General features: G+C 40.8%; 22 protein-coding genes and 1 tRNA gene. 11 read left to right on the top strand and 12 right to left on the bottom strand.

The window, feature by feature from the left end; translation table 11 throughout:
- Nucleotides 1-3 precede the first annotated feature (3 nt).
- Together rsmI and H6G05_RS03235 are read right to left on the bottom strand one after the other, a co-directional pair.
- On the bottom strand, nt 4-840 hold the full coding sequence (rsmI, locus tag H6G05_RS03240) for a 16S rRNA (cytidine(1402)-2'-O)-methyltransferase (RefSeq protein WP_190576253.1): 837 nt from the start codon (nt 838-840) through the stop codon (nt 4-6).
- A 122-nt stretch (nt 841-962) separates the two neighbouring features.
- On the bottom strand, nt 963-1286 hold the full coding sequence (locus H6G05_RS03235) for a phasin family protein (RefSeq protein WP_094535806.1): 324 nt from the start codon (nt 1284-1286) through the stop codon (nt 963-965).
- A gap of 332 nt (nt 1287-1618) precedes the next feature.
- Here H6G05_RS03235 and H6G05_RS03230 point away from each other — a divergent pair, with 332 nt between their 5' ends.
- Nucleotides 1619-2101 (top strand): peptidylprolyl isomerase, encoded by a 483-nt coding sequence (locus H6G05_RS03230; protein WP_190576251.1) that lies wholly within the window; start codon nt 1619-1621, stop codon nt 2099-2101.
- A gap of 59 nt (nt 2102-2160) precedes the next feature.
- Here H6G05_RS03230 and hmpF read toward each other — a convergent pair whose 3' ends face one another.
- The 5 genes from hmpF to H6G05_RS03205 form a co-directional block, all read right to left on the bottom strand.
- Nucleotides 2161-3849 carry a pilus motility taxis protein HmpF gene (gene hmpF / locus H6G05_RS03225; protein ID WP_190576249.1) on the bottom strand — a complete coding sequence of 563 codons (1689 nt, stop codon included), beginning with the start codon at nt 3847-3849 and terminating at the stop codon, nt 2161-2163.
- Nucleotides 3850-4018: 169 nt separating this feature from the next.
- Nucleotides 4019-5047: an ABC transporter permease gene (locus tag H6G05_RS03220; protein ID WP_190576247.1), complete on the bottom strand. Its 1029-nt coding sequence runs from the start codon at nt 5045-5047 to the stop codon at nt 4019-4021.
- Complete coding sequence (locus H6G05_RS03215; RefSeq protein ID WP_190576246.1) at nt 5047-5232, bottom strand: hypothetical protein; 186 nt, start codon at nt 5230-5232, stop codon at nt 5047-5049. The genes H6G05_RS03220 and H6G05_RS03215 overlap by 1 nt, the downstream gene beginning before the upstream one ends.
- Nucleotides 5233-5333: 101 nt before the next feature.
- Nucleotides 5334-6059: a hypothetical protein gene (locus H6G05_RS03210; RefSeq protein ID WP_190576244.1), complete on the bottom strand. Its 726-nt coding sequence runs from the start codon at nt 6057-6059 to the stop codon at nt 5334-5336.
- A gap of 364 nt (nt 6060-6423) precedes the next feature.
- Nucleotides 6424-6834 carry a GIY-YIG nuclease family protein gene (locus H6G05_RS03205; protein WP_190576242.1) on the bottom strand — a complete coding sequence of 137 codons (411 nt, stop codon included), beginning with the start codon at nt 6832-6834 and terminating at the stop codon, nt 6424-6426.
- A gap of 130 nt (nt 6835-6964) precedes the next feature.
- On the opposite strand from H6G05_RS03205, the gene H6G05_RS25550 reads away from it, so the two are divergent.
- From H6G05_RS25550 to H6G05_RS03190, 4 genes are all read left to right on the top strand, one after another.
- Nucleotides 6965-7099 (top strand): hypothetical protein, encoded by a 135-nt coding sequence (locus tag H6G05_RS25550; RefSeq protein WP_254923778.1) that lies wholly within the window; start codon nt 6965-6967, stop codon nt 7097-7099.
- Between the two features lie 193 nt (nt 7100-7292).
- The gene (locus H6G05_RS03200) at nt 7293-7781 is read left to right on the top strand and encodes a flavin reductase family protein (RefSeq protein ID WP_190576241.1); all 489 of its coding nucleotides are present in this window, start codon (nt 7293-7295) and stop codon (nt 7779-7781) included.
- A 135-nt stretch (nt 7782-7916) separates the two neighbouring features.
- Nucleotides 7917-7988 (top strand) — tRNA-Gly (locus H6G05_RS03195).
- Nucleotides 7989-8047: 59 nt separating this feature from the next.
- Entirely contained in the window at nt 8048-9490 is a 1443-nt protein-coding gene (locus H6G05_RS03190) for a TldD/PmbA family protein (RefSeq protein ID WP_190576239.1), read from the top strand.
- Between the two features lie 31 nt (nt 9491-9521).
- Here H6G05_RS03190 and H6G05_RS03185 read toward each other — a convergent pair whose 3' ends face one another.
- Together H6G05_RS03185 and H6G05_RS03180 are read right to left on the bottom strand one after the other, a co-directional pair.
- On the bottom strand, nt 9522-9677 hold the full coding sequence (locus H6G05_RS03185; protein ID WP_190576237.1) for a hypothetical protein: 156 nt from the start codon (nt 9675-9677) through the stop codon (nt 9522-9524).
- 314 nt (nt 9678-9991) lie between these two features.
- Nucleotides 9992-11590 carry a glycoside hydrolase family 57 protein gene (locus H6G05_RS03180; RefSeq protein ID WP_190576235.1) on the bottom strand — a complete coding sequence of 533 codons (1599 nt, stop codon included), beginning with the start codon at nt 11588-11590 and terminating at the stop codon, nt 9992-9994.
- 1042 nt (nt 11591-12632) lie between these two features.
- Between H6G05_RS03180 and H6G05_RS03175 the strand changes: the two genes are divergently transcribed.
- The 5 genes from H6G05_RS03175 to H6G05_RS03155 all read left to right on the top strand — a co-directional run bounded on the left by H6G05_RS03175 (nt 12633) and on the right by H6G05_RS03155 (nt 21248).
- Complete coding sequence (locus H6G05_RS03175) at nt 12633-15176, top strand: peptidoglycan DD-metalloendopeptidase family protein (RefSeq protein WP_190576234.1); 2544 nt, start codon at nt 12633-12635, stop codon at nt 15174-15176.
- A gap of 245 nt (nt 15177-15421) precedes the next feature.
- Complete coding sequence (pheS, locus tag H6G05_RS03170) at nt 15422-16426, top strand: phenylalanine--tRNA ligase subunit alpha (RefSeq protein ID WP_190576233.1); 1005 nt, start codon at nt 15422-15424, stop codon at nt 16424-16426.
- A 32-nt stretch (nt 16427-16458) separates the two neighbouring features.
- Nucleotides 16459-18297, top strand: a complete 1839-nt coding sequence (gene hepA, locus H6G05_RS03165) for a heterocyst formation ABC transporter subunit HepA (protein ID WP_190576232.1) — start codon at nt 16459-16461, stop codon at nt 18295-18297.
- A gap of 207 nt (nt 18298-18504) precedes the next feature.
- Entirely contained in the window at nt 18505-20013 is a 1509-nt protein-coding gene (locus tag H6G05_RS03160) for a hypothetical protein (protein ID WP_190576231.1), read from the top strand.
- Between the two features lie 392 nt (nt 20014-20405).
- Nucleotides 20406-21248 carry an ABC transporter permease gene (locus tag H6G05_RS03155; protein WP_190576230.1) on the top strand — a complete coding sequence of 281 codons (843 nt, stop codon included), beginning with the start codon at nt 20406-20408 and terminating at the stop codon, nt 21246-21248.
- Nucleotides 21249-21265: 17 nt separating this feature from the next.
- On the opposite strand, the gene H6G05_RS03150 is transcribed toward H6G05_RS03155, so the two are convergent.
- Nucleotides 21266-22048, bottom strand: a complete 783-nt coding sequence (locus tag H6G05_RS03150; protein WP_190576229.1) for a TIGR03943 family putative permease subunit — start codon at nt 22046-22048, stop codon at nt 21266-21268.
- 264 nt (nt 22049-22312) lie between these two features.
- A complete protein-coding gene (locus H6G05_RS03145) occupies nt 22313-23506 on the bottom strand; it encodes a class I SAM-dependent methyltransferase (protein WP_190576228.1) in 1194 nt (397 codons plus the stop codon).
- A gap of 372 nt (nt 23507-23878) precedes the next feature.
- Here H6G05_RS03145 and H6G05_RS03140 point away from each other — a divergent pair, with 372 nt between their 5' ends.
- Nucleotides 23879-25030, top strand: a complete 1152-nt coding sequence (locus H6G05_RS03140) for an ABC transporter ATP-binding protein (RefSeq protein WP_190576227.1) — start codon at nt 23879-23881, stop codon at nt 25028-25030.
- Nucleotides 25031-25033: 3 nt separating this feature from the next.
- Here the strand turns inward: H6G05_RS03140 and H6G05_RS03135 are convergent, their stop codons facing one another.
- Nucleotides 25034-25609: a Uma2 family endonuclease gene (locus tag H6G05_RS03135; protein ID WP_190576226.1), complete on the bottom strand. Its 576-nt coding sequence runs from the start codon at nt 25607-25609 to the stop codon at nt 25034-25036.
- Between the last annotated feature and the right edge of the window lie 17 nt (nt 25610-25626).

Raw genomic sequence — 25626 nt, 5'->3', positions numbered from 1 at the left:
ACCTTAGAGAGTTAGTGCTAACTGATAAATTTGGCGGCGCGGTAAGTCGGCAAGTTCTGCTAATTGACGGCTTGCATCCGATCGCGACATACCAGCCTCAATCAAATTTTGTAACTCTTTTAAAATTACATCCTCAGTCCATATAGGCTTTTCACTAGGTTCTGCTCCTTGTAAAACTAGTGTAAATTCTCCCTTCGGTGAGTGCATCGTAAAATAGGCGATCGCATTTTCTATGGAACCACGCCAGAATTCTTCATGGAGTTTCGTTAATTCTCTAGCAACTGAGATACGCCTTTCTCTTCCCAAACTTTCTGCTAAATCTTCCAAAGTGCGTAATAAACGATGTGGTGCTTCATAGAGAATCATCGTTCTTGTTTCTAGTCGCAAAATCTCTAAGTGATCGCGCCGTTCCTTTTTATCAGTTGGTAAAAATCCATCAAATCCAAAATGCTGAGTGGCAAAACCCGAAGCTGTTAAGGCAGCAATACCAGCAGTAACAACAGGAATCGGCACAACTCTAATTCCCGCAGCAATACAACCTTGTACCAGTTCCACACCTGGATCAGAAATTGCGGGCATTCCCGCATCTGTAACTAAGGCGATCGCCATACCTTGCAATAACTTTTCAACTAGCTCAGGTACGCGCTTAAAAGAATTATGCTCGTGATAGCTGGTTTGCGGCGTATCAATTCCAAAATGATGTAATAGCTTACCTGTATGTCGCGTATCCTCAGCCGCGATTAAATCTACTTGTTTGAGAGTAGCGATCGCCCTGAAGGTCATATCCTCCAAATTACCGATCGGCGTTCCCACCAAATAGAGAATCCCTGAAACTTCCATTAATTAATATCCATATACAGCATTTTAGGATTAATCCAAAGCCCAATATTTTTGTTAAAAGTGTTGACCTGCAACACTTTTAACAAAAATATTGGGCTTTCGTTTAGGACAAAGCACTGTAGTTAGCGCCACTGTTTATTTTCTAAATCACGCATCTGACGCTCTAGGCGATCAATCCGTCCACGCAATTCATCCATTTCATTTTGACGTGGTACACCCAAATCTTGCATCACATTACGGATTTGTCTCTGAATTAATGATTCCAGATTTCCTTGCTCTGACTTGAGGCGATCGGCAATATCATTAAAAATCTCTGAAGCCTGATCAGGATCGATTTTGCCATCTTTGACCCAATCTTCACTAGCTTCTTTTATTTTTTCTAGCACAATCGAAGTCGTACCGACACCAAGCATAAGTAACTGCTTAAGCAAATTATTGGTATCCATAAATATCTGTGATCCTCAAAAGCGATCTATCACTCCATCATACTAAACAAAAGTAGGGCAATTCATGAATTGTCCTTGCTACTCAGCAATTCTCATTATGAAACCGATTTTGGTGTTTCCACCGCCTTCGGCGGTGGAAACACCAAAATCGGTTTTTTGAAAGCCCGCCAACGGCGGGCTTTCAAAAAACCGATTTTTATAATTAGAATTACTCCCTTGCAACCCAAGAATTAGTAGGGCGGAGCTAAGCACTGCGCTACCACAATTCTTGGATAGCAAAGGGTATACTTTAAACTGATTTAAATTTAAAAAACTTTCAGGTAAGTTGATTTATGATCCGTGCTGTAATCGAGACTGCTAAGGGAACTATGCGTGCTGAGTTTGACGACCAACACGCCCCGATCACTGTCAAAAACTTCGTAGACCTCGCCAAACATGGTTTTTATGATGGGCTAACTTTTCACCGTGTTGAGCCAGGATTTGTCATTCAAGGCGGCGATCCTCTTGGCAATGGTACTGGTGGATCAGGCGATCGCATCAAGCTGGAAATCTGGGCTGAAGGTGACAGTGAAGCTACTATTGGCAATATCTTAACTGGTGGCAAAAAGCCTATCATTAAGCACAATAAGGCAGGTGTATTTTCGATGGCGCGTACTAATGACCCTAATAGTGCTACTAGTCAATTTTTTATCACTCTTGGTGATGCATCATTTTTAGATGGTCAATATGCTGCCTTTGGCTATACCAACGATACCGAAGTTGCTCAAGCAATCCGTCGTGGTGACAAAATCCTTTCAATCAAAATTGAAGACTAAAAAAGTTAGTCTTTCCTATAAAAAAGAAAGGGTACGAAGTACCCTTTCTTTTTTAGGTTTTAAGAAGAAACTAAACTCTGGATTACTAATTGTAAATCAGTAAGAACTTGCGAAGAGTTGTTACCATTTGACATAACTCCCAAATCCTGAATCGCCGCCTCTAACTGTGGACGTAACGTATCCACAATGTCCTGCACAGGACGTAAAAGCTTCTCTTGAGCGCTAATTTGCCCTAACAACTCAGCCACTACTCTAATGCGATCTTGTTGTTGAGCTTCCGCAGTACGAATTGCTTGCTCTTGTTGCTGATGTTCCTGAGTTTGCTTTCCTAACACCTCTTGCTGCTGCTGCGTGTAGTTTCTTACTGCATCAATCTGACTTTCCATCTTTCGCAGTTCTTGCTCTTGACGATTCCTTTGCGCTTCAATTTGGGCTAGCAAAGGCAATAAACTCTGAACAGGGCTTGACTCAACCGTAATTCCTTTACGACGATCTAAAATAGCCCTCTGTTGATTTAGTACCGACAGTCTCTCTTGCATACCACGTCTCATACCTGAAACGCTTTCTTCAAGGAGCTTATATTGTTCCTCGGCAAATTCTTTATTACTTTCTAGCTCAATTCGAGCAAACTGATCAGATGTTTCTACCTGACTTTGCAAATCAGCAATTTCACCTTCTAAACCAGCTAACTCATCTTCTTGAGCGCTGACGTAATTTACTAATTTGTCAAAATCAGCTTGAAGAGCTTTAATCGTTGACTCTAGCTCTTCAATAGGCATTGACTGTAAGCGGCTTTCTTCTTCTGGACTAAGCACTTCCATACTGCCTGGTCCACCAAACGTCTCGATCGCATTAGATGTTTGCTCATAGAGATCAATTTGAGCATCAAGCTGCACCCTCGACATCGCCACATTATTTTCTTGCAACTTGAGAATGCCACGCTGAGCCTTCAGCTCCGCTTGAGCATCAGCAAGAGCAACTTGGGTCTGCTGCCATTGAGCTTTACGGATATTTAGTTCTTCTGTTGATTTACTCAGAATTCCCTTTTGTTTCTCAGCCTCATTTTTCAGCCCATCTAAACTTTGCCAAAATCCTGTAAGTACTTCTTGGCGTTGGTTGATCAGATTAATGGCACTATGAATTCTATCTCTTAGAGAGTCTGGATTTGTAAAGCTTGTCGATAGTTGACTAATTAGGGTTTTAATATGCTCAGCCTGATCGACAGTTAGAGCTGCTGCTTTAGCTTCAAACTGACCACGTTCTGCTTCAATATTTTTGCGTAATTGCTCAATTTCACTACGCTCTTTGGCAAACTTGGATTCTAACTCCTCAATCTCTTGCTTTCTTGAATCAAGATGTTCTAGCTCTAGCTCCTTTTGTTCTAATTCCTGCTCACGACGGTGTAACTCTTGGCTTTGAAAATTAAGAGATTGTTTCCACTGTTCGACTTCTTCTTCGGCAGATTTATATTTATCTTGCGATCGCGAAAAAGCTTGCAAGATATTAACAATTTTTTTAGAGGCATCTTGAATACTTTGTACTTGATTACTGCCAGTCACCTCAGCAATAATCATTTGCCCATCTTTAAAATCTTTCGCTTGACTCGAATCCTGAACTGGTAAAACTTGCTCGTTAGTAATCGGCTGCCAAACATTTTCACCCGTATTACGTGCTAGTAGACGGACTGACGAGTTACCACCTAATCCAAAAGCTGCTTGAGTTTTTTGAAGTTCCGCTAAGTACTGCACGCTGAATATACTCCTATTTTGCTGATGCTGACTTTCAGATTGACATGACGAAAGAGCAAAAACCCGTCACAAACAATACAAAACAGCCTAAATCCTAGTCACATACTACCTAATTGCACAAACATTTTGGCGGCATATTTTAAGACAAATGGAAATTTTTTTAAAAAGTCTATTGCCTAATGTTTTTTGGGTCAAGAGCATCGCGTAAACTATCACCCAAGAGATTAAATGATAGCACCGTCAATACGATCGCTATTGCAGGAACCCACACTAGCCAAGGCTGTAAAATTACAACCGAAGCATTTGTAGACACAGACAGCATATTACCCCATGAGGGGTCGGGAGGCTGAATTCCCAGTCCTACAAGACTTAACACTGCTTCTACAACAATAAATCGGGGGATATCGAGGGTTGCCGATATAATAATAAATGTGATGGTCTGTGGTAAGACGTGATTGACAATGATCCTCAGTGGACTTGCTCCTGATGCCCGAGCTGCCAAAATAAAAGTCTGTTCTTTGATGGATAGTACCTGTCCTCGAATAATTCTTGCTAGTCCTGCCCATGATACAAATGAAATTATCGCAATAATTAACGCGAATCGCTCAGTATTGCTGATTTGTGGCGGTAAAATTGCAGCTAATGCTACTAACAAATAAATTGAAGGGACTGACATCAACACCTCAACAAAGCGCATTAAAACTACGTCAAGCCATCCACCAATATAGCCAGAAATACCACCGACAAGACAGCCTACTGTATAGGAAATAATTGTGCCGATAAACCCAATTAGGAGGCTAATCCTACCCCCATATAATAAACGGGTCAACTGATCTCGTCCTTGCTCATCGGTTCCGAGTAGATTTAGCTGGGCGGTGCTAGTAGTACTAAACAAATGCCCACCATGAAAAAGTTGGATTTGGGACGGTTTGGTGTAGTCAACTACTAGGGCGCGATCGCCTGTTTCCATATCGACTTTGCCCTGAGTCGTTGGGTAGACATGAGCGCCGATATATTGCCCCTGTTGATCGCGCCAATGAATTTGGGTAGGTGGAAGTAATGCCCCATTTTTAGCTGATTCGTTTACCCCATAGGGAGTCACAACATCAGCAAATAGAGCAGCCGCATAGAAAATCGTTAAAATCGTAATTCCAATCCAAGCAAGAGGATTGGCTCTGAGTCTTTTCCACCAAGTCATTAGGAGCCTTTAAGTGCTTTAAAAAAATTTTTGCGATAGTTGCCATTCATAGCGAATAGGACGGGCCAGAGCAATGCTAGTCCAATCTGATTACCTGAAAAGTCGGTACGACGAAAACCTTGCAAAAATTTCACTACACCAAATACATAAGCGATTAATACCAAAATTACAATTAGCTTTGCCATATAACAATTTCTCCTTACTTAGTTATCTAATTTAACATCAAAAATTTGTGACGTATGTGTTTCAGTGCAACGTAAAGTCCTTATACTATTCCATGCTTATCTTAAGCATAAACTCCAGTCCATTCTGTCCATATCCAGTCACTTATTATTGCTCCTTTAGTCAATATATCTTGATTTAGATTAGCTATGTTTTCGATCTCACCCAGATAAGCCGAGGTGATCGCCCCTGACTGAAGAGTGACTTGCGGATGATTGCTTAAGGGATGTTTTCGGGCGCGCTCGGTAACAATCTGCCAACAGTGAGGCGTGCTAAGGAAATAGTACAAACTACTGGAGATCGCTTGGAATAAACCACTATTTAAAATATGGGAAGTAATTATACTTGCTCCTTGATCGACAAACTTTTGAGCAAGCTGTAACTGCCTTAAGCAATTTTCTTGATCTGCGGGATCGCGGCTCAGCAATTTTCTGTTATTGAAGTCCTGACAAATCTGGCTAATAAACGATCGCGGATGCAGATCATCCCGACAGGCTAAAGCGATCGCATAGGCTAACACTAATTCCTGAATGTCAGCATTGCTCTGGGATTGTAAAGCTAATATCCGCGATCGAACTTCCTGTAAGTCTTGATGCCAATATGCCCCAATGACGATGACCACTATAGTTAGATCAATTTCGTTGGCTATTTCTAGCTTGTGCAAGGAGTCCTTAACAACTAATTTGGTCAAAAACTCCAAGCGATCGGCATAATTTGGCGGTGTAGTTAATAAAATGCTTATCCAAATTGCGCTAAATCGACTTTTTAAAGATTTCTGTATTAGCAACATAAACTCCAATATAGCAATCCTAAATGATTTATGAGAGTGCGCCCCTTTCGGGGCGCACTCTCATAACCCTCCAAATCTTACAACTCATTTAACGTCAGTTCGACGAAAGCGAAAAATGGGAAGAATCGCTAAGCGATTCTTCCCATTTTTCGCCATTTGCGTCGTGCTTCGCACGACGCAAATGGCGATATCGAACTAACTTTAAGTAAGTTGCTAGTAAATGTAGGATGGGCTACTGCACCACAGCAATGCAATAGATAGCTAGCTAGAACAAATCAAAACCCAAATAAATGGAGGCGGCGCTTCGCGCCGCCTCCATTTATTTGGGTTTTATGGCTTGAATTGCACTAACGTATCCTACGAATTAATACTGCGATAACAGATAAATAAGAGTAGCGATCGCCAGTAGCAGCAGCGAAATATAAATGATTACACGCCCCCATACCGCGACAAACAAACATAGTAAATCCCCAAAAGTTACTCTGGCTGTCCCATTCCATGCAGGACGAAATCGGGCAATTTCTGCTTTTTCATAGGAATGGATCTGAGCAGTTGTCAAAATTTTGTAATGTAGTCTGCCAAATGGATGAAGAAGTTTGAATTGTTGATAGCGATGATGAGCAGTTTTCCAGCGATTGCGTAAGTTTTTTGCTTTACCAACGTACAACACAATCCATAAAGCGGTAATGTAATATACCCCTGCATCTTGGGGTAATTCTTTTAACTTTGCAATAGGTTTAGATGGTAGCCAAAAAATACGAAGCCATTCAATCATAGGTAATTTATTATCCTAGAGAGCCTATTCCCAGAAATTTAGTTACTTTTGCACTATCTTCATCAGAGTTAGGCGATAATTAAAATGTTTTGCTTAAATAATCTAAATCATCTAGTTAGGTTTTGCTTATATGTCAGATTTTAATCGCGGCATCATGAAGTTTGAAAATGCCGATAGCCCTTTATCAATCGTGCTATCCAGCGTGGTGGTTTTGAGTGCGATCGGGTTCCTGCTCTGGTGGGGATTCCAGACTGCTTACGTCTAAAGCTTAAATATTTAATAAAAAGCGGCGCATAGCGCCGCTTTTTATTTACTACAGCAATTAGCGAGCAAACGACCCAAAAGAGATTTTTTGAAAGGATTGCAAAACAAACTTTCAAAAAATCTCTTGGTTTGGTTTTGAGCGCAAAGCGCTGTAAGTTAAGCTAAAAAAAGTCTTTTTATAATTTTAGTGAATAATGACCGTTACCACATCTCAAGATGAACAACTCGGAGCCGCCATCGGTGCGATCCCCAGTGGGTTGTTTATTGTTACATCTCAACAAAATGGCAAAACTGCCACCATGCTCGCTTCATGGGTGCAACAGGCTGGATTTAACCCTCCTTCTGTAACAATCATCGTTGGCAAAGGTAGACCCATTGAGTCTTTTTTGACCATCGGCAGTCCAGTAGTAATTAATATTGCCGAAAAAGGAAATGGCAAAATTATCGGACATTTTGCCAAAGGGTTTGCTCCCGATGTTGATCCTTTTGATGGGATTGATACCACCACAGCCCCCAGTGGTCAGCCCTACCTAACTGAGGCGATCGCCTATCTTGATGCAACAGTGACAGGTAGTCTCGATGCTGGAGACCACACTGTAATTTTGGCAACCATCACCGCAGGCGATCGCCTCCGTGATGGCGAACCTGCCATCCACACTCGCAAAAATGGCTTCAAATACTAAAAGATTAGGGGCGCTTCGTGCCCCTAATCTTTTAGAGATAAAAAAATAGTTGACATTAATCGCAATGTTTGTCATATTAATAAAGCGCTAAACGCAATCAAGTGACTTAACAAAGCACTAAGTGAGTTTAGAAATGCGGGTGTGGCTCAGTGGTAGAGCATCTCCTTGCCAAGGAGAATGTCGTGGGTTCGAATCCCATCACCCGCTTAATAGTTGATAAAGTAAAAGGTACGCTTTGCGTACCTTTTACTTTATGGACTTTACTGATGCAATTTGATTTAAAAGCCGCCTTATCTCATATTGATCTACCATCTGCTGAATGGATCGGCTTACGTGAAGTCAAAGAAATTAATACGACTCGATATGTACGCGATCGCAACCCCCAGTCCAATGGACGTAGCCAGTCCCACGGCGTGATGATCGAAGTATTAGCTGACGGACAGTTTGGCTATGCTAGTACCAATCACCTGGATCTCGAAAATATTCAAATCACGGCGCAGAAAGCCTATCAACAAGCGAAAACTGCTGCGAAATGGGCTGTACATCGCTTTACGATCGCTCAACGACCACAGGCGATCGGGCAGTACTTCTCACCATTTCTCAAACCGTCGGATGCGATCGCCCCGCAAGAAATTAATGAACTCTTGATCGAGATCTGCGACACCTTAAAAGTTTCTGACAAGATCGTCAAAACTAGTGCCTATGCTGTCATTACTGAAATTGAAACCAACTTTGTTAGTAGTAACGGCTCTGACATTTATCAAAAATTTCTGACCATAGCCACAGACTATGCGGCTACGGCTCAAGATGGTGCGATCATTCAACGACGTGGTGATAACGGACAACTTGCGCGATGCAATCAAATCGGCATGGAAGTATTTGATCGCCAATCAATTTTGCAAAGAGCGCAAATTATCGGCGAACAAGCGATAGAACTACTCTCAGCAACCGAATGTCCTACGGAAACCACAGCACTAGTCCTTGCACCAGATCAAATGTTGCTACAAATCCATGAAAGCATCGGACATCCCTTAGAAATCGATCGCATCCTAGGAGATGAGCGCAATTATGCAGGTGGCAGCTTTGTCAAACTCGAAGACTTTGGCAATATGCAGTATGGTTCATCACTGATGAATGTCTCATTTGACCCCACAATGGCTGGCGAATTTGCTAGCTATGCCTTTGATGATTCAGGAATACCTGCTACCAAAGAATATTTAATTAAAGAAGGTAAGCTTTTACGAGGTTTAGGCAGCACTGAAAGTCAAGTGCGATCGGGTATCGAGGGTGTCGCTAATGCCAGAGCAACTTCGTGGAATCGTCCCGCGATTGATCGCATGGCAAATATTAACCTTGAAGAAGGCGAACAATCCTTTGAAGAAATTATCGCCAATGTTGAAAGTGGCGTATATATGGAATCCAATCGCTCTTGGTCAATTGATGATTATCGCAATAAGTTTCAATTTGGCTGCGAATACGCAAAACTCATCGAAAATGGCAAATTAACCAAAACTCTGCGTAATCCTAATTATCGCGGGATTACCAATCAATTCTGGAATAGCCTGACAAAAGTAGGCGATCGCTACACTGTCGAAGCCTATGGTTCCCCCTTTTGTGGCAAAGGCGAGCCTAACCAAGTAATCCGTGTAGGACATGCTTCACCCGTCTGTTTATTTGAAAACATTGAAGTTTTCGGCGGTGCATCCTAACAAAAAGGGACGCTAAGCGTCCCTTTTTTGTCTAATTCAAGCCCAGTTGCTTCATTTCTTGTTCTAGGACATTTAGTAATCCAGCGTCATTATTAGAACGAGCAACTTCCATACGGCGCTTGACTGAGGCTGATAGATTGGCTTTATGATTTGCAGCAGCTTCAGCCTTTCTTTGAAGAGTATTCATCGCTAATATCCTTTTAATTACATATTGTTTACATATGAGTACCATAACATATAATTATCTAAACGGTAGCATATGCTACTAATACTTTGTTAAATAAATGTAAAGAAAAAGTCTTGTATTATAGCTACCGTCAATTGTGTTAGGACAAAAGCAAAACCCAAGAAGAGAATGGCGGCGCTTCGCGCCGCCATTCTCTTCTTGGGTTTTATGTCCTTATACACTTGGCGACAGCTATACAAAACTTTTTTAGCAAACCCAAAAGAGAAAAGAGGCGCAATGCGCCTCTTTTCTCTTTTGGGTTTGTACTGAATCAATTAGCCAGCAGTCAGTGGTCGATAGGTTCTGTAATTAATGTCAGGGAATATATTGTCTATATATTCAATTTTCTCCAACCAACCAGCGTCAATTTTGCCAGCCTCGATATCTTCAAATAATTTCTCCAATCGCATTAAGTGCGATCGCGTCCTTCTAACCGCATAGGGAACCATCGTGCCAGTACGCATAATGAAAGCCCAATCAGAGGATTGTGCCAAAAGCAACTCACGAGCAGCCTGATTTAAGGCTCTCCACTCCAGTTCATCCGCAGGTTCACGATAAGACAGATGGATCATCCGTTCTGCACCTTTGTGTAAATGCTGATAAACCCAAGCATTCGTCTCATTTAGCCAATATTCATGGAAACCCTTATAACCCCAACTAGATTGAGCAGGACGTGATACCTGTTGAGTGGGGTTGCCGCGTAAATAATCAGCAAGATGCGTCATCTCATAGGTCGTTTGATCGTAATGGGACTTACGGATCAAAAAGTCAATAAACCAAGGACCTTCATACCACCAATGTCCAAACAACTCAGCATCGTAGGGAGATACCACAAGGGGCGGACGACCCATCATGTCATGGAGATAGCCAATCTGACGCTCACGATTTTGCATGAAATTCGTAGCATGTTCAGCAGCCTTTTCTTTTGCCCAGTAAGGATCGTAAAGCTGCTTCGCATCTAGCCCAAAATCATTTCCTGTAATGCGGTGGTATTTGACCCCTGTGTTTTTACGCTGACCATTGGGCATCACAAACGGCTTGATATACTCATACTCCGCCTCCCATCCGAGATCTTTGTAAAACTCCCGATAAACAGCATTGCCTGGATAGCCAACTTTCGATGACCATACTTGCTGTGATGACTCATGATCACGCGCAAATGCAGCTACGCCTGTTTCCGTAAATACAGGCGCATATGTGCCAAAACGAGGTCGAGGCTGACCGTACAAAATGCCATGTCCATCGGTCAGAAAATAGCGCAATCCTACATCCGCTAATAATCTTTCTAGCCCATCGTAATAAGCACATTCTGGCAACCAAATTCCATTCGGTGCGCGACCAAATTCTTGGGTGTAATGTTCAACTGCGACTTCTAGTTGAGCCCAGACTGCCTCTGGATACATTTTCATCAATGGCAAATAGCCATGAGTAGCTCCACAGGTGATGATTTCCAGATTATTTGTATCTTGAAATTGCTTAAATGCAGTTACCAGATCGCCGCCGTATTTTTCCCAAGTTTCGCGAGTTTCGGCAAATTCTTTGACATAGTACTCAGCAAGATACTTGACATGACCATTGTGTTCATTACGAATTACTTCAAGCTCAACCAATTGCTGTAACAGAGCCAGATGCTTATCATAACGTTCTTGCAGAAGAGGATCACGCAACATTGATACCAATGGCGGGGTCATGCTCATGGTCATTTTAAAATCAATACCATCTCGCCTCAGCCCCTCATATACTTTGATTAGGGGAATATAAGTCTCGGTGATCGCCTCATATAGCCATTCTTCTTCAAGTACGTAGTCGCTTTCAGGGTGGCGGACGTAAGGCAGGTGAGCGTGTAAGACCAGCGCGAGATATCCAATGCTCATAGATCTTCTTTTCCTAAAAAGTCTTTAAATTAGCCTATAGTGCTAAAAATGGCGGAATTTCAATATTTGGCAGACAAAGCTATATGCTGCCTATCCAGAATATTGAAATCCATTCAATTAGTCTGACAACGGTTTTCGAGCAAATAAATAAAGTACGTTAACTCTAGTTTAAAGATGGGTAGAGTCTCTGTACTGTGGTTATGCTGATCAAAGCTGCTATCTCTAAATGTAATTTCATTTTTTAAGGCATTTTTAAAGTAATTTTAAGCTATTGATGTACCCAATGTAATTATGTATACATCCTAATAATCGTGAATAAATTACAGACAAAAATCCTCAAAAGTAAAGGAGTAATACGAATGTACAAAAGTGTGAGGTCACTTTTGTACATTCCCAAGCGACGGCAAGTATGAGATTCAGATGAACCTCTCCCTTTCAAACTTTGATCACATGGTCAACATCCTAGTAAATTCTCTACTTAGGATTTATTTTGTAAACTTTTTAAAGCAAATTGTTAAAAAAAGCTTACACAACAAAACAAATTAATTTAAAACGCTAGACGCAGTAAATAAGCGTAAAACAGAGATATTCGGAGCTTGCACCCATAGAAAACTATAATAACTGCTATTGCTATCTGTAGGAATGAGAGATACTTTAAGATCTCAAATTCAGCAAAATCATTTTGTAGACTCAAAAAAAACGATAACGGGGGAGAAGAGTTTTTCACAAAAACTATCTTTAGGTATATTTAATTACGAATTGATTTTCTATAGATTTTGCAAGATTATTTTACCAAACTGATGGTTGACAGATCGCTTTCATATATGCATCCAGCAGAAAACAAGGCTTGAATGCATAAAATCAAATTTTCTGCTGTTCATCATGAACTTGTTTTAAGGAAAAAATCAAGGTAACTTATGATCTGTAATTGCTCCTTAGTGGGTTGATAATTAGCTAAACTTAAATAGGCTCAATTATTTAACTCGCTTTATTCTCACACTTGATTTATCAGGAGCAAAGCTAGTTTAGAGGAGGCAGTTTTTTGAAAAAGATATCTTCCAAAGACGAGGATCTAACAACCAATGTTTCCCTGACATTGGGCGAAAAGATGACCTCTCTGAAGGTGCGTCGTTCGCTTGCAGTTTTGGGTTTTGCTCTATCCGCTGGAACAGTGGGGGTGTTGGTTAACCAACAAACAGCAAATAATAACCTCAAGGCATCGCCTGTTGCTGCATCATCTCGAACCTTGACTGATGTGATGGCACAAAATCAGGATCGCAAATACGAAATGGCAAGAACTGCGATCGCCTCAGGTACATGGGATCAAGCCCAAGGCGTAATCGTCCATGAAGTGCGTGAAGATGAAACTTTATGGAAATTAACTCAAGTTTATCAAGTTGATGCGGCAGCGATCGCAGCTTCAAACAACATAAGTGCAAATACTGAATTGCAACCAGGCGCGAAGTTGGTCATCCCTCCTGTGAACGGTTTGGTTCACAAGGTTAAACCAGGCGATACTTTGGAAGCTATTTCTAGTTACTACAACGTTCCTAAGAACGAGATTATTAAGTTTACCTCCTTAACTTCTGGCGATTTCTTAGCAATTGATCAGCCTCTGGTGATTCCAGGCAATGTCTCGACCTTAATGCAAGTTAAAGAAGGTCATGTCAAAAGACAGTTAATGGCTGAGAAAGAGCGCTTAATGCAGCGTTTGCAAGAATTAGAAGGCAAAAAAGCAATCGCTACCTTAGCTAGCACTAATTCTAAGTCAAATGTTGCGGAGAACTCTATCTCTAAGCAGCCAAAGTATACTTCCTACCGTGTCCAGAACGGCGATACGATCGAGACCATTGCTCGCCGCTACGGTATTACCCAAAAGTCAATCATTGAAGCAAATAAGCTAGAAAATCCTCAATGGTTAGAACTTAATCAAGAGTTAAAGCTACCTCAAGAGCGCAATCTACCAGCCACTCAAACGATCGCCTCTTCTAATGAGAAGCCAATCAAGCAAATCCCATCTCCTGTAGCAACTTTGTCTGAGACTACAAGAGTTTCTTCGACTTCTAGAGAAGTTGAACCAGTAAGAGTTACGGCTGCAACACCGATGGTTTTGCCCAAGGAGACAGTCACTAAGATCGCAGCAGCTAACCGTGTTTCTCCTTGGGACGGTTTAATGCAGCTAACTGGCTCTGAAGCTTCTAATAATCTGCCAGTTGCTCCTGCTCAAGAACAGTCAGCCAGTTTGCAAACTAAGCCCACGGCTTTGCAAACAAGTTTACCAGTTGCTAATGAGCCAGCAGTTAAAGTTGCGGTTGCGCTTTTCCCCTTTGCTCCTGAACAGCTACTGGGTGAGCTAGGTGGTTCTAACAACAAGAAAACCCCTGCACTATCTCCAACGGCTCTTAATCTACCAGCTAGATCGATCTCTACACCGTCAATCCCTGCGGCGACAGCAGCTGAGCAGTACAGTAGCAGTCGCTCAATCCCTATCGAAGCTAATTCTTCTAAGCCAGTGGCTGAACCTAAGATCCAATTCTCTCCCAGAATTGCAGCAGCTTTGTCAGTTCCCCAGATTCCTACAGCATTGATCAAGGAACAGCGAGTCAGCCTAGGTAATGCTCCAGTAGAAACGGTTAACCAACCAGCAGCCGAGCCAATTGCCAAGCCTGCACCTGTAGCAGCTATATCAACTCCGACTATTCCTTCCAGTCGAGCGATCGAGCAAGGCAACACCAATAATCTTGAGCCAATATCTGCGATCTCTCAACCCGCATCGGAACCAAACATCCAGATTCCTGCAAGGCTAGCAGCTAGTCTTGCCCCAAAGGTTCCTGCTTCGGCTTCTGTTGACCAACAAGCAACAATTGTTACCCAGCCAAATCAAGTGGCTCTATTGCCTGAGCCAGAAGCAAGGATGACTTCTCTAGAAGTGAAGCGCTTAGAGTCTGAAGTAGATCAACTGAATGCTAAAGTTCGTGATGCAGAAATCAAAGAAGCAGCACGCAGAGCCGAAGAAGCTCGTAAGCTAGAAGCAGCCAAGATTGCAGCCGCAAATTTAAATGCTTCCCCTAATCCTGATCGCAATTTTGACAGCAGTCGTAGTGCGATCGCCAATCCAGGGGATCGTTCAGGAATTTCTCCTCAATTACCACAACTGACAGCCAGTGCTTACTTGCCTGATGTCCAAGATTATGGATTATCGACAGGCTTTATCTGGCCTGCTGATGGTGTCTTTACCTCTGGGTATGGCTGGCGTTGGGGAAGAATTCATGCTGGTATTGACATTGCAGCACCTATTGGCACACCAATCTTGGCAGCAGCATCAGGTGTAATTGAGTATTCCCAGTGGAACGATGGTGGCTACGGTAATATGATCGATATCCGTCATGCTGACGGCACGATCACCAGATATGCCCACCTCAATGAACTCTATGTCAAAGAAGGACAGACAGTTGGACAAGGACAGATAATTGGTGCAATGGGCAGTACTGGCTTCAGTACAGGTCCCCACCTCCACTTTGAGATCCGTCCAAATGGTGGTAGCCCGATTGATCCAATGGCTTTCTTAGCTAGTGCTAAAAGATAGAGATTAAATCCTATCTTTTTAAAAAGCCGAGAGTTTGCTAAGCAAACTCTCGGCTTTTGGTTTATACACTCTAGCTTTTATCCCAATTCACGAAAGTGTTGTCACACTTTCGTGAATTGGGATAAAAGCTTTGTCTCTAGCTTTCGGGAATATACCAAGAAAATTGACCAATCACCGCAGAGCTTGTATTTTTTCTGCTAAAGTTAGGACAGCAAAAATTCTTCATAAATAAATAGGAAACGTTGATGGCAACGGACTTAGAGAGCTTAACCGCTCAATTGCAATCTCTAGCAGAACTCGCAACAAAATCAGTTGGAGATGTGCAAACGCCTGAAGAATTAGAACAGTTAAGGGTAGAGTACTTAGGAAAGAAAGGCACGCTCTCTCAAATTCTTGGCGCTATGGGTAAGCTATCTGCTGAAGAACGCCCTCAAGTTGGTGCGATCGCCAATCAAGTTAAGCAAGCTCTCCAGACCCAGCTAGAAGAACGCAAAATTACGATTCAGCAATCAGTAATTGCTAAGCGTTTGGAGGCGGAAACCCTTGATGTGACAATGCCAGGAATATTGAATTCCTATCAAGGTAGACAGCACCCCATTCAAAGCACAATTGACCGTATGCTAGATATTCTGGTGGGCTTAGGTTTTACAGTTGCCCAAGGACCAGAAATTGAGACTGATTATTATAACTTTGAAGCCCTCAATACCCCTGCTGATCACCCTGCTCGTGACATGGCAGACACTCTGTATTTAAGCGATGGTAAGTTGCTGCGATCGCAAACTTCATCAGTGCAAATCCGCTATATGGAAGAAAATGAACCTCCATTAAGAATTGCTTGTCCTGGGCGAGTTTATCGTAAAGACGACATAGATGCCACCCACTCACCCATTTTCCATCAGATCGAGCTATTAGCCGTAGAAGAAGGACTAACATTTGGGGATCTCAAAGGTACTGTCAAAACCTTTGTCGAAGAACTTTTAGGAGATTGCCCAATTCGCTTTCGTCCTAGCTACTTCCCTTTCACTGAGCCATCTGCCGAAGTCGATGTAATGTGGAACGGACGATGGCTCGAACTTGGTGGCTGTGGTATGGTTGATCCTAATGTTTTTAAATCCGTTGGCTATGATCCTGAACTAGTCACTGGTTTTGCTTGGGGTTTTGGCGTAGATCGGGTTGCCATGGTTTTACACAAGATAGACGATATTCGTCGTCTATTTACAAGTGACTTGCGCTTTTTGCGTCAGTTTTAAATTGAGACTCAAGCTAGATATTGGTCAAATCCATGTTCCTGAAAACAGATTTTTTCAAAAATATTGTAAGAAACAGCAAATTTTGGCGACACAACTACATTTTTCTTCGGGAATTTAAGTATTTTTGGTTAATTGCTTTACTTGCAATAGTACTTTCTATTCTGGGAGCAGTATTTGAAGGAGTTGCTGTAGGAATAATTAATTTATTCCTACAAAGTATAACTAGCACATCCTCATCTCAAGCAGGTACAGGTTGGATAGACACTTTTATCATTGGAGTACAATCTAACCCTATAGAAAGACTCAACAAATTGGGGCTTTTAGTAATTGTTGCGGCTTTTTTACGTTCAATGTTTTCTTATGGAGCGACAGTATTTGCTCTGTCAACAGAGTCTTCATTTGGAGATCGCTTACATAAATCAATGTTTGAGCAATTGATAAGTGTAAGTTTGAGTTATTACTCAAGCTCAAAGTCTGGCGACTTAATCAATTCAATGACTCATGAGATAGAGTCTATCCAACGATCTTTTTCATCGACTTCAGCTCTTTGCGTTTCTGGAGCAACGTTGATAGTCTACATTATCTCAATGTTTGTTATATCTTGGCAGTTATCCATAGTTGCTTTAATTCTATTTGGTACATTGTCATTGTTTATATCAAAATTTGGCGTTAGAGTAAGAGAGTTGAGCTTCCCAACATCACAAGCTTATTCTAATTTTGCTTCTGGTACGCTTGAGTTTATTAATGGTATTCGCACAATCCAAACCTCATGTACACAAAAATTTGAGAGAGAAAGATTTTATAAAAACTCATTAAATTTGCGGAGAACGCATCTTAACTTGTTCTCCTATATGAGTCTTGTGCGTCCTTTAGCAGAATCTATTTCCACTGCAATTTTGATTGGTATTATTTTAGTAGCATTTAACTTTCTAGTAACAGCAGGAAAGTTAGAAATCTCATCTTTACTGACTCTTATGTTTGTTTTATTTCGGATGATGCCCCTTGTACAACAAATAAATGGCATAAGAACCGAACTATCAGGTTTTGCTGGCTCATACAGCAAAATCAGGAGTGTCCTGCAAGAAGAGGATAAAGTTTATCTTCTAAATGGTGATATAGAATTTAAGAGCTTGAATAAATCAATTGATTTCTTGTCTGTTTACTTTAGTTATAGTTCTGACCAACCTATTTTAAAGAATATCAATTTATCCATCAAACGTGGAAAAACCACTGCTTTTGTTGGCACTTCAGGAGCAGGAAAAACTACTTTAGCTGATTTAGTGCCTAGATTATACGATCCAACTCAAGGGAAAATTTTAGTTGATAACGTTGAATTAAAAGATTTAGAAATCAACTCATTTCGTCGCAAGATGGCTATCGTTAGTCAAGATACATTTATATTCAATGCTTCAGTTAGAGATAACATCGCTTATGGAGTAGATATAGTTGATGAAATAGAGTTACAAGAAGTTGCTAAACAAGCCAATGCTTTAGATTTTATTTTAGCAATGCCTGAGGGTTTTGATACAGTACTTGGCGATCGCGGAGTACGATTGTCAGGAGGACAAAGACAAAGAATTGCGATCGCACGAGCTTTGCTACGAAAGCCTGAAATTTTGATTTTAGATGAAGCTACAAGTGCGCTTGATTCTGTAACAGAGAGATTGATTCAAGAATCATTAGAAAACTTATCAAAGGGATGTACGGTAATTATGATTGCCCATCGACTTTCGACAATTGTTCGTGCTGACAACGTAATTGTTTTGGAAAAAGGAGAAATTGTTGAACAAGGAAGTTATCACGAGCTTATAGAGAAAAAAGGTAGTCTATGGAAGTATCATCAAATGCAAAATGAATCGTCCCAAGACTAAAGAGCTTGCTAAAAATATGTTTATCTATCAAAGAAATGAAATAATGATATTTGGGAGATAAAATGTTGAGAACTCTTCTTAAACAATTTATATTCATACACAAACACGATGCTCCTATTTAATTAAAAGTCAAACCTAGTAAGTTTTTGTAACTCTAAAATAGCTCTGCCATTTTGAAACTTCTTATAAGTATGTATAGTTAAACAAATGGATGTAAGTTTTTCTCCTTCTATAAAAACAGATCTCAATCGTTACGAACAGTTGATAGTAGAAAATGAAAAACTATCATCTTATTTTAGATCTCGACTGGTTGAGACATCGCGTATATGTCGATTACATTGCCCTGAAACTGAGTTCAATAAAAAGACAATTTGGGATACTGCTACCAATGTTATTGCGCCAATCATTTTTGGTTTCGTCCATTGGGTTTTGATACAAGCAAAGCAGAAAGGTATTCAAAGACTATATTTCATGGCTAGAGATGGACAAATTCTTTTTAAGGTTGCTCAAACGATCATTAGTCAATGGGGATATGAGATTGATTGCCGATATTTTTACGGCTCGAGACAAGCTTTTCACTTTCCCGCCATTGAGTCTATAGGTGAACAGGAATTTAATTGGCTTATCGATAATCCAGGATTTCTTTCGATTCGTATCATTTGCGAACGAGTTAATCTGAAACCAGAACTAATTGCTGATATTCTCTCTAGATATGATTTTAGAGAAGACATTTGGAACAAAGAGCTTAATGCTAATGAAATTATGATCTTGACAGAAGTCTTTCAAGATCCATCTGTTCTAGAGCAAATTCTTGCTATGGCTAAGATCTTTCGGGACAAAGCTATTGGATACTTTAAGCAAGAAGGAATGGGTGACAAAACACCTTATGCCACAGTAGATATTGGCTGGTCTGGTAAATCTCAAAGATCTCTGAGTAATCTTCTAGCAGCAGGGAAAATTTACCCAGATACGGGCTTACAGGGCTTCTTTTTCGGTCTCCTTAGTACTACTCAAGCATTCCCTAAGGATCAGTTAATGCCTTATTTTTTAGAAGTTAATGACAGAAGCGATCGCTATTTTTTATGTGATCCTCAAATTTTAGAGTTGTTTATGGCAGCAGATCATGGAAGTACAGTTAGATACGAAAAACAAGATGACAGATATGTACCTATTTTAAGATCTGATAGTAATGAAAGTGGTATTGAGTGGGGTCTACTAGTGCAACATCAGGCAATTGTTAACTTTGCTGAGCATCTAACTAAAAATTTACAGCCACAAGAATGTACATCTGATTACTTTAAGCAAATTACCGAAGACTTACTGAAAGTTTTTATTTATAATCCAAGTAAGGCTGAAGCTGAATCCTTCGGCACGCAACCATTTTCACGACATCAATCAGAAAGTAAGTTCTACGATCTTGCACCAAAGTATGAATTCAAAGATACTTTAAAGATTTTATTTTCAAATTACGTTCATGCGTTTGCTTGGCTACCTGCTTCAATTCAAAGAAGTAATCTATTAGCCAAGATCGCTCTAAAATATGTCTATGCTCGCCAAAGTAGTTTTGCATACTCTAATTATGCGTGGCAAGAATTGCAAAAAGGACATAAGGATTCATCTCGCAGGCTCGCTGTGAAAGCCCTAAAATCTAGTCCAATTATTTTATTGTCAAGACGATTTATTCACATGAGTTTTTTATTGCTTTTTACTAAATAGCTGGGCATAATTAAAACCCAGAGTCTAAAGCCTGTAGCGCACTCGCAGAGTGAGGCACAGGCTTTAGAGTTTTATATTTAATTGCGCCCATTATATAAACTACTAATACCAAAACACAAAATGGCTACGCCATTTTGTGTTTTGGTAACCCTTACTGGGTTTGATTTTCAATCCACAAAAGTGTTGCCACACTCTCGGGAATTGGGATAACATGACTGACTTGACATTTACATCTAAACTTATCACGTCTTAAGAGAGTTGTGGACTGAAAGGAAGTAAATACGCGAAGACTTAACTTACACTTATCTCGTATGAGGCATAGCTTGAAACCCTTGCTATATAAGCTGTACAATTGCGAATCATCTAAGACGCTTATTCTAAATTTTAACTTTATGGATGACCAAGGTAATACTTCTCAAAAAGAACTAATAATCGAAGCTGGAAGTATAGAAAGTCAGTATTGGAAGGATTTGTGGCGCTATCGAGAACTATTTTATTTTTTAGCATGGCGCGATATTTTGGTGCGCTATAAGCAAACTGCGATCGGCATTACTTGGGCATTAATTAAACCTTTCCTAACCATGATTGTGTTTACTGTGGTGTTTGGCAATATTGCTAAATTACCCTCACAGGGTGTTCCTTATCCAATTCTAGTTTTTGCAGGTATGTTACCTTGGCAGTTTTTTGCCAATGCTTTGGGCGAGTGTAGCAATAGTTTGATTGGGAACGCTAATCTAATTTCTAAGGTGTACTTTCCTCGGCTAATTGTGCCAACTAGTGCAGTGATTGTCAGTTTTGTGGATTTCTTAATCTCAGGAATTATTCTGTTAGGATTAATGGCTTGGTATAAATTTGTTCCTGATTGGCGAATTTTGACATTGCCATTTTTTATCCTAATCGCTTCAGCAGCTTCAATGGGTGCAGGTTTATGGTTAGCCGCGTTGACTGTCCAATATCGAGACTTTAGATTTGTTGTACCTTTTATTATTCAGTTTGGCTTGTATATTTCGCCAGTTGGTTTTAGCAGCAATATTGTGCCTGAGCAATGGCGTTTACTGTATTCTATTAATCCAATGGTGGGTGTAATTGACGGGTTTCGTTGGGCAATTCTTGGTAGTAAGGCGAATATATATATGCCAAACTTTTTACTTTCAATCGGATTAGTCTTTTTATTGCTTTGGAGTGGAATTTGGTATTTCAGGAAAATGGAACGGACATTTGCTGATGTCATTTAGCTGATGTCATTTAATTGTTAATAGTCGTAGGGATTTTTGGGTTCTGCGATCGCTGTGATATTACTTGCCACAATTACTACTTGGCGGTTGCCATTGTTAATATCCACATCGGCTTGACCTTCGATTTGCAACCATTTATCTGGTGGGTAGTTAGCACGGCTTTCCGCAATTTTGACTGGCAGACTCACAGGATAAACATCGGCAGCGCAACAGGTAATCACAAATCTCGTAATCAAAAACATATTGTCTGGCTGATCGGGCGCATGGACAACAAAGCCTGTTAGTTTTACCTTTTGACCTTTATATGCATCAGGTTCAGGATAGGCACTGATTGTGCGTACCCATTCTACTAGGGTACGCTCTTCGGGGCGGTTGCTAGCGCGAAACGATTGGGGGATAGTTCTGGCATCGGCAATATTGTCGATAACACCCCGATGAATTGCTTTTTCGCTAGTGAATGGTCGTGGATTAATAAACAAAGCGATGATCGCTACAATCAAGAGCAAACTACTACTCAAGGATGGCTTTATCAATGTCACATGTTGTTGATTATTGGTATAACTTTGCCGCCGTTTTGACACACGCCAAGCTTCGGCTATGCCAACAATGGTTAGTATAATACCTCCGATTACGGTTAGAGGAATGTAGTTAGGATGGATTAAAAGATATAACTGTCCCGCCAGCCATAGCTTCAGAAGTGTAATTCCCCAAGCTAAGATTGCACAAGATTCTAACCAAGGTAAAAACTTCTGCCAGTAAGTAATTAGAAACGATGAAGAATTAGTGGATCGTGAAGACATGGGAAAATACGACTAGATAAGTCCTACAGTTTGTATCTTATACCAAAACACAAAATGGCGTAGCCATTTTGTGTTTTTAAAACCCTTACTGGGTTTGGTTTTTAATTCGCAAAAGTGTGGCAACACTTTCATGAATTGGTATTACAGCAATTGCTGATCGAACAAGCCAAAAGAAAGACCTTGAAAGGATTGCGAAGCAGCGCTTTCAAGGTCTTTCTTAGTTTGGGTTTCATAGCAAAGTGCTATAGATCTGCAAATTAAATTTTAGGCGCTCAAAAGAATGATTTGTTGCTTTTGGAGCGATCGCACATCATCTAAACTTACATTAACGGACTGCAAAATCTGGGCAACTGTTTGCTGTTTAGTTTGGTTCTCATCGCAAGCTAGTAAGAACTTCCATTCAGCATCGCTAATTCTCGCAAGTTGATAATTATAGTCAAAGAAGTTCGGGCTATCTTTCCAGCCATAAATACAAGGACTAGGCTCAGGGATAGCCGCAAGTAGCTCTGCATCAACTTGCCAAGTTTGTTTGGGAATGGGAGGACGTGCTAAGAAGAACTCATAATGGGAAATTGTATGCGGATCGAGAACTTCAATCAGTCGGTAGCGATCGCGTTCAGAGAGATTTTGCGATCGCTCAATTAAATCGGGTGCTTTACCAATCAAGCGATCTAAGTCCCAAACTTGAGGATTAGAGAATCCCAGAAATTCTAAGCCCGATGCATCAATTAATTCAAATAAAGTATTAACGTTGTAATTAATCTCTTGGGGATGCACATACATATCGGCAAAACAGGCATCCTGAGTATTTTCCATTTCCCAACGTTCTTTTTCGCGACGACGTAGAGCATTAGTCTCAGGTAGATTGGCAAATATCTCTCTACCAATTTTTACACCATCAACATAATCACCACGCTGATCACCTTGCAATAAAGCGATCGCTTCTTGCATCAAGCGAATTTCCCAACGACCTAATTCTCCATAAACAAAAATATGCAGCAATCCCTCAGGAGCAAGCTTATTCGCTAAAGCTTGAATGCCACGAATGGGATCGGAGGTATGGTGTAAGACTCCTACGGAGTTGATGAGATCAAATTCTCCTTCGAGTTGGTCAGCATCAAATAAGCTGAGGTGATGGAACTCGGCTCTAGTGGCTCCCGATCTTTTGCAGCGCTCTTTGGCAACGGCAAGAGTCCCTTCACTGAGATCAATCCCAACTACGGTTGCTTCAGGATTGAGATGGACTAGATATTCTGTACTTACGCCCGATCCACAGCCAGCATCAAGAATCCGAATATTATCTCTAGCAGGTTTCTGCCCCGTACAAAAGCTATAGGCAGCTTGCCAATTCCAACGCCAGTTATACCCCGGTGGTGGCTCATCTAAGATGGGTTCGGGGGGAAAGGGATAGGTGTTATAGAGACTTGCTACGGCAGCGCTAACCTTGGGATCGGACATAGATATTTTTTAGAATTGTTTTATGATCGGTTTAATATTTTAGGGTTAATTTAGACCACAAAGCGAGGTTTGGGCGTACCTAGAAACTAAGTAATATTCCTTAACAAATCCAGCAAAAATCTTATGGCAAAACCCAAATAATTTTTAAAAGCTTTGCTTTGTAAGGCTTTTAAAAATTATTTGGGTTTTGTTTCTATCGCCAAGGTTAGCAAGGTATAAACCCAAAATAGAGTGGCAGCGCAAATCGCTGCCACTCTATTTTGGGTTTAGATACAGTTATATTTGATCGCAAAGAGATAAAATTAATTCTGGGATTTTCATCTTTTTTAGTTGCTGAAAATCTCAAAATTGACTTGATTAGGATATTTTGCGATGGCTCCTGTGCGATTGTGTGGTGTTACCAAGAAATTTGATCAAAATATTGTGCTGCAAGAAATTGATCTAGAGGTAAATGATCGGGAGTTTATGGTTTTAGTGGGACCATCAGGCTGTGGCAAAAGTACCTTGTTACGATTGATTGCAGGTTTAGAAGAAGTCAGTGATGGTTCGATCTATTTAGGCGATCGCCAAATCAATCATTTACCGCCGAAGGTGCGGGATATCGCCATGGTTTTTCAAAGCTATGCGCTTTATCCGCACATGACGGTTTATAACAATATTGCGTTTGGCTTGAGGAGACAACGATCGCAAAATTCATCACCTCTGGCTTGGTTTGCAGCGACAAGTAAAAAACAACGTGCTGAAATTGATCAAAGGGTGCAGCAGGTTGCCGAATCCTTGCAAATTTCTCATTTATTGACGCGCAAGCCCAAAGAATTATCGGGTGGTCAAAAACAAAGGGTTGCCTTAGGAAGAGCGATCGCTCGAAATCCGCAAGTGTTTCTAATGGATGAGCCGTTATCAAATCTCGATGCTCAGTTACGTAGTGATACGCGATCGCAAATTGTGCAGTTACAAAAACAATTACAAGTAACGACTATTTATGTGACCCATGATCAAGTAGAAGCGATGACCATGGGAGATCGAATTGTAGTCTTAAACAAAGGCGATATTCAACAAGTAGATACACCCCTAAATATTTATCGGAAACCAGCAAATCAATTTGTAGCTGGATTCATGGGGTCTCCTCCAATGAATTTTTTACCTGTAAATGTCAATGGCGATGGATTTTTGCAAGGGGAAAGTCTGATTCAGGCGATCTCTATTAATGAATTGCCACTTAAAGAAATTGCTAGCGCTCGCTCTTTCATTCTCGGATTTCGTCCTGAAGATTTACAACCTGCATCGTCTGACGTTGCACATCTTGAGGGAACTGTAGAACTAGTGGAAGCTCTTGGTTCAGAAACAATTGTGTTATTGAAATTGCAAAATAGTGAATTAAGAGCGCGAGTTTCGGCAGATATTGGCTTAGAACATCATTGGCAAATCGGCGATCGCAGCTTCTGGCGATTTGATCTAAATAAACTTTATGCTTTTGATTCTGAATCTGGAGTTACTTTGCATCATCCGTACAACAAGATTTAGCTTTTACCAAATGGAGGCTAGCTCTAAAACGAATTCAGGTAAAACAGTTTCACCAGAAAGCGTAATTGGTGATTGGAGAACTTCTACAGATTGTCCAATGCGATAAATTTCTACTTGGCGATCGCGACGATTAATTAGCCAACCGAGTCTCGCGCCGTTGTATTGATATTCTTGCATTTTGGCTTGGACAGTTGACAAGGTATCGGTTCTCGACATTAACTCGATTACAAAGTCTGGACAAATTGGTGCAAATTTAGATTGCTGTTCTGGGGTCAGCGCATCCCATCTTTCTTTTAGTATCCAACAGGCATCAGGCGATCGCATTGCACCATTAGGCAATATAAATCCTGCGGAAGAACCAAATGTAAAGCCTAATTTCTTCTGTTGATTCCAAAGCCAGAGGTGACCATTTACGTTAGAACTACGCATTCCTGTGTCACTACCTTCGGGAGCCATGATTGTAATATCTCCTTGAGCGCAGCGCTCGAATCTTAGATCGCGATTTTTTTGGCAGAGTTGAAAAAACTTTTCATCTGTTAATTCAAATATTGGCTCTAGGCTGATAGTTAGGGCGTTCATAACGAATATTTGCCTCT

Origin of the sequence: Phormidium tenue FACHB-1050, assembly GCF_014696925.1 — a bacterium.
In the GTDB taxonomy this organism is placed as follows: domain Bacteria; phylum Cyanobacteriota; class Cyanobacteriia; order Pseudanabaenales; family Pseudanabaenaceae; genus Pseudanabaena.
The sequence above is the reverse complement of the archived record's forward strand: the minus strand, read 5'-3'. Positions and strand labels throughout refer to the sequence as shown.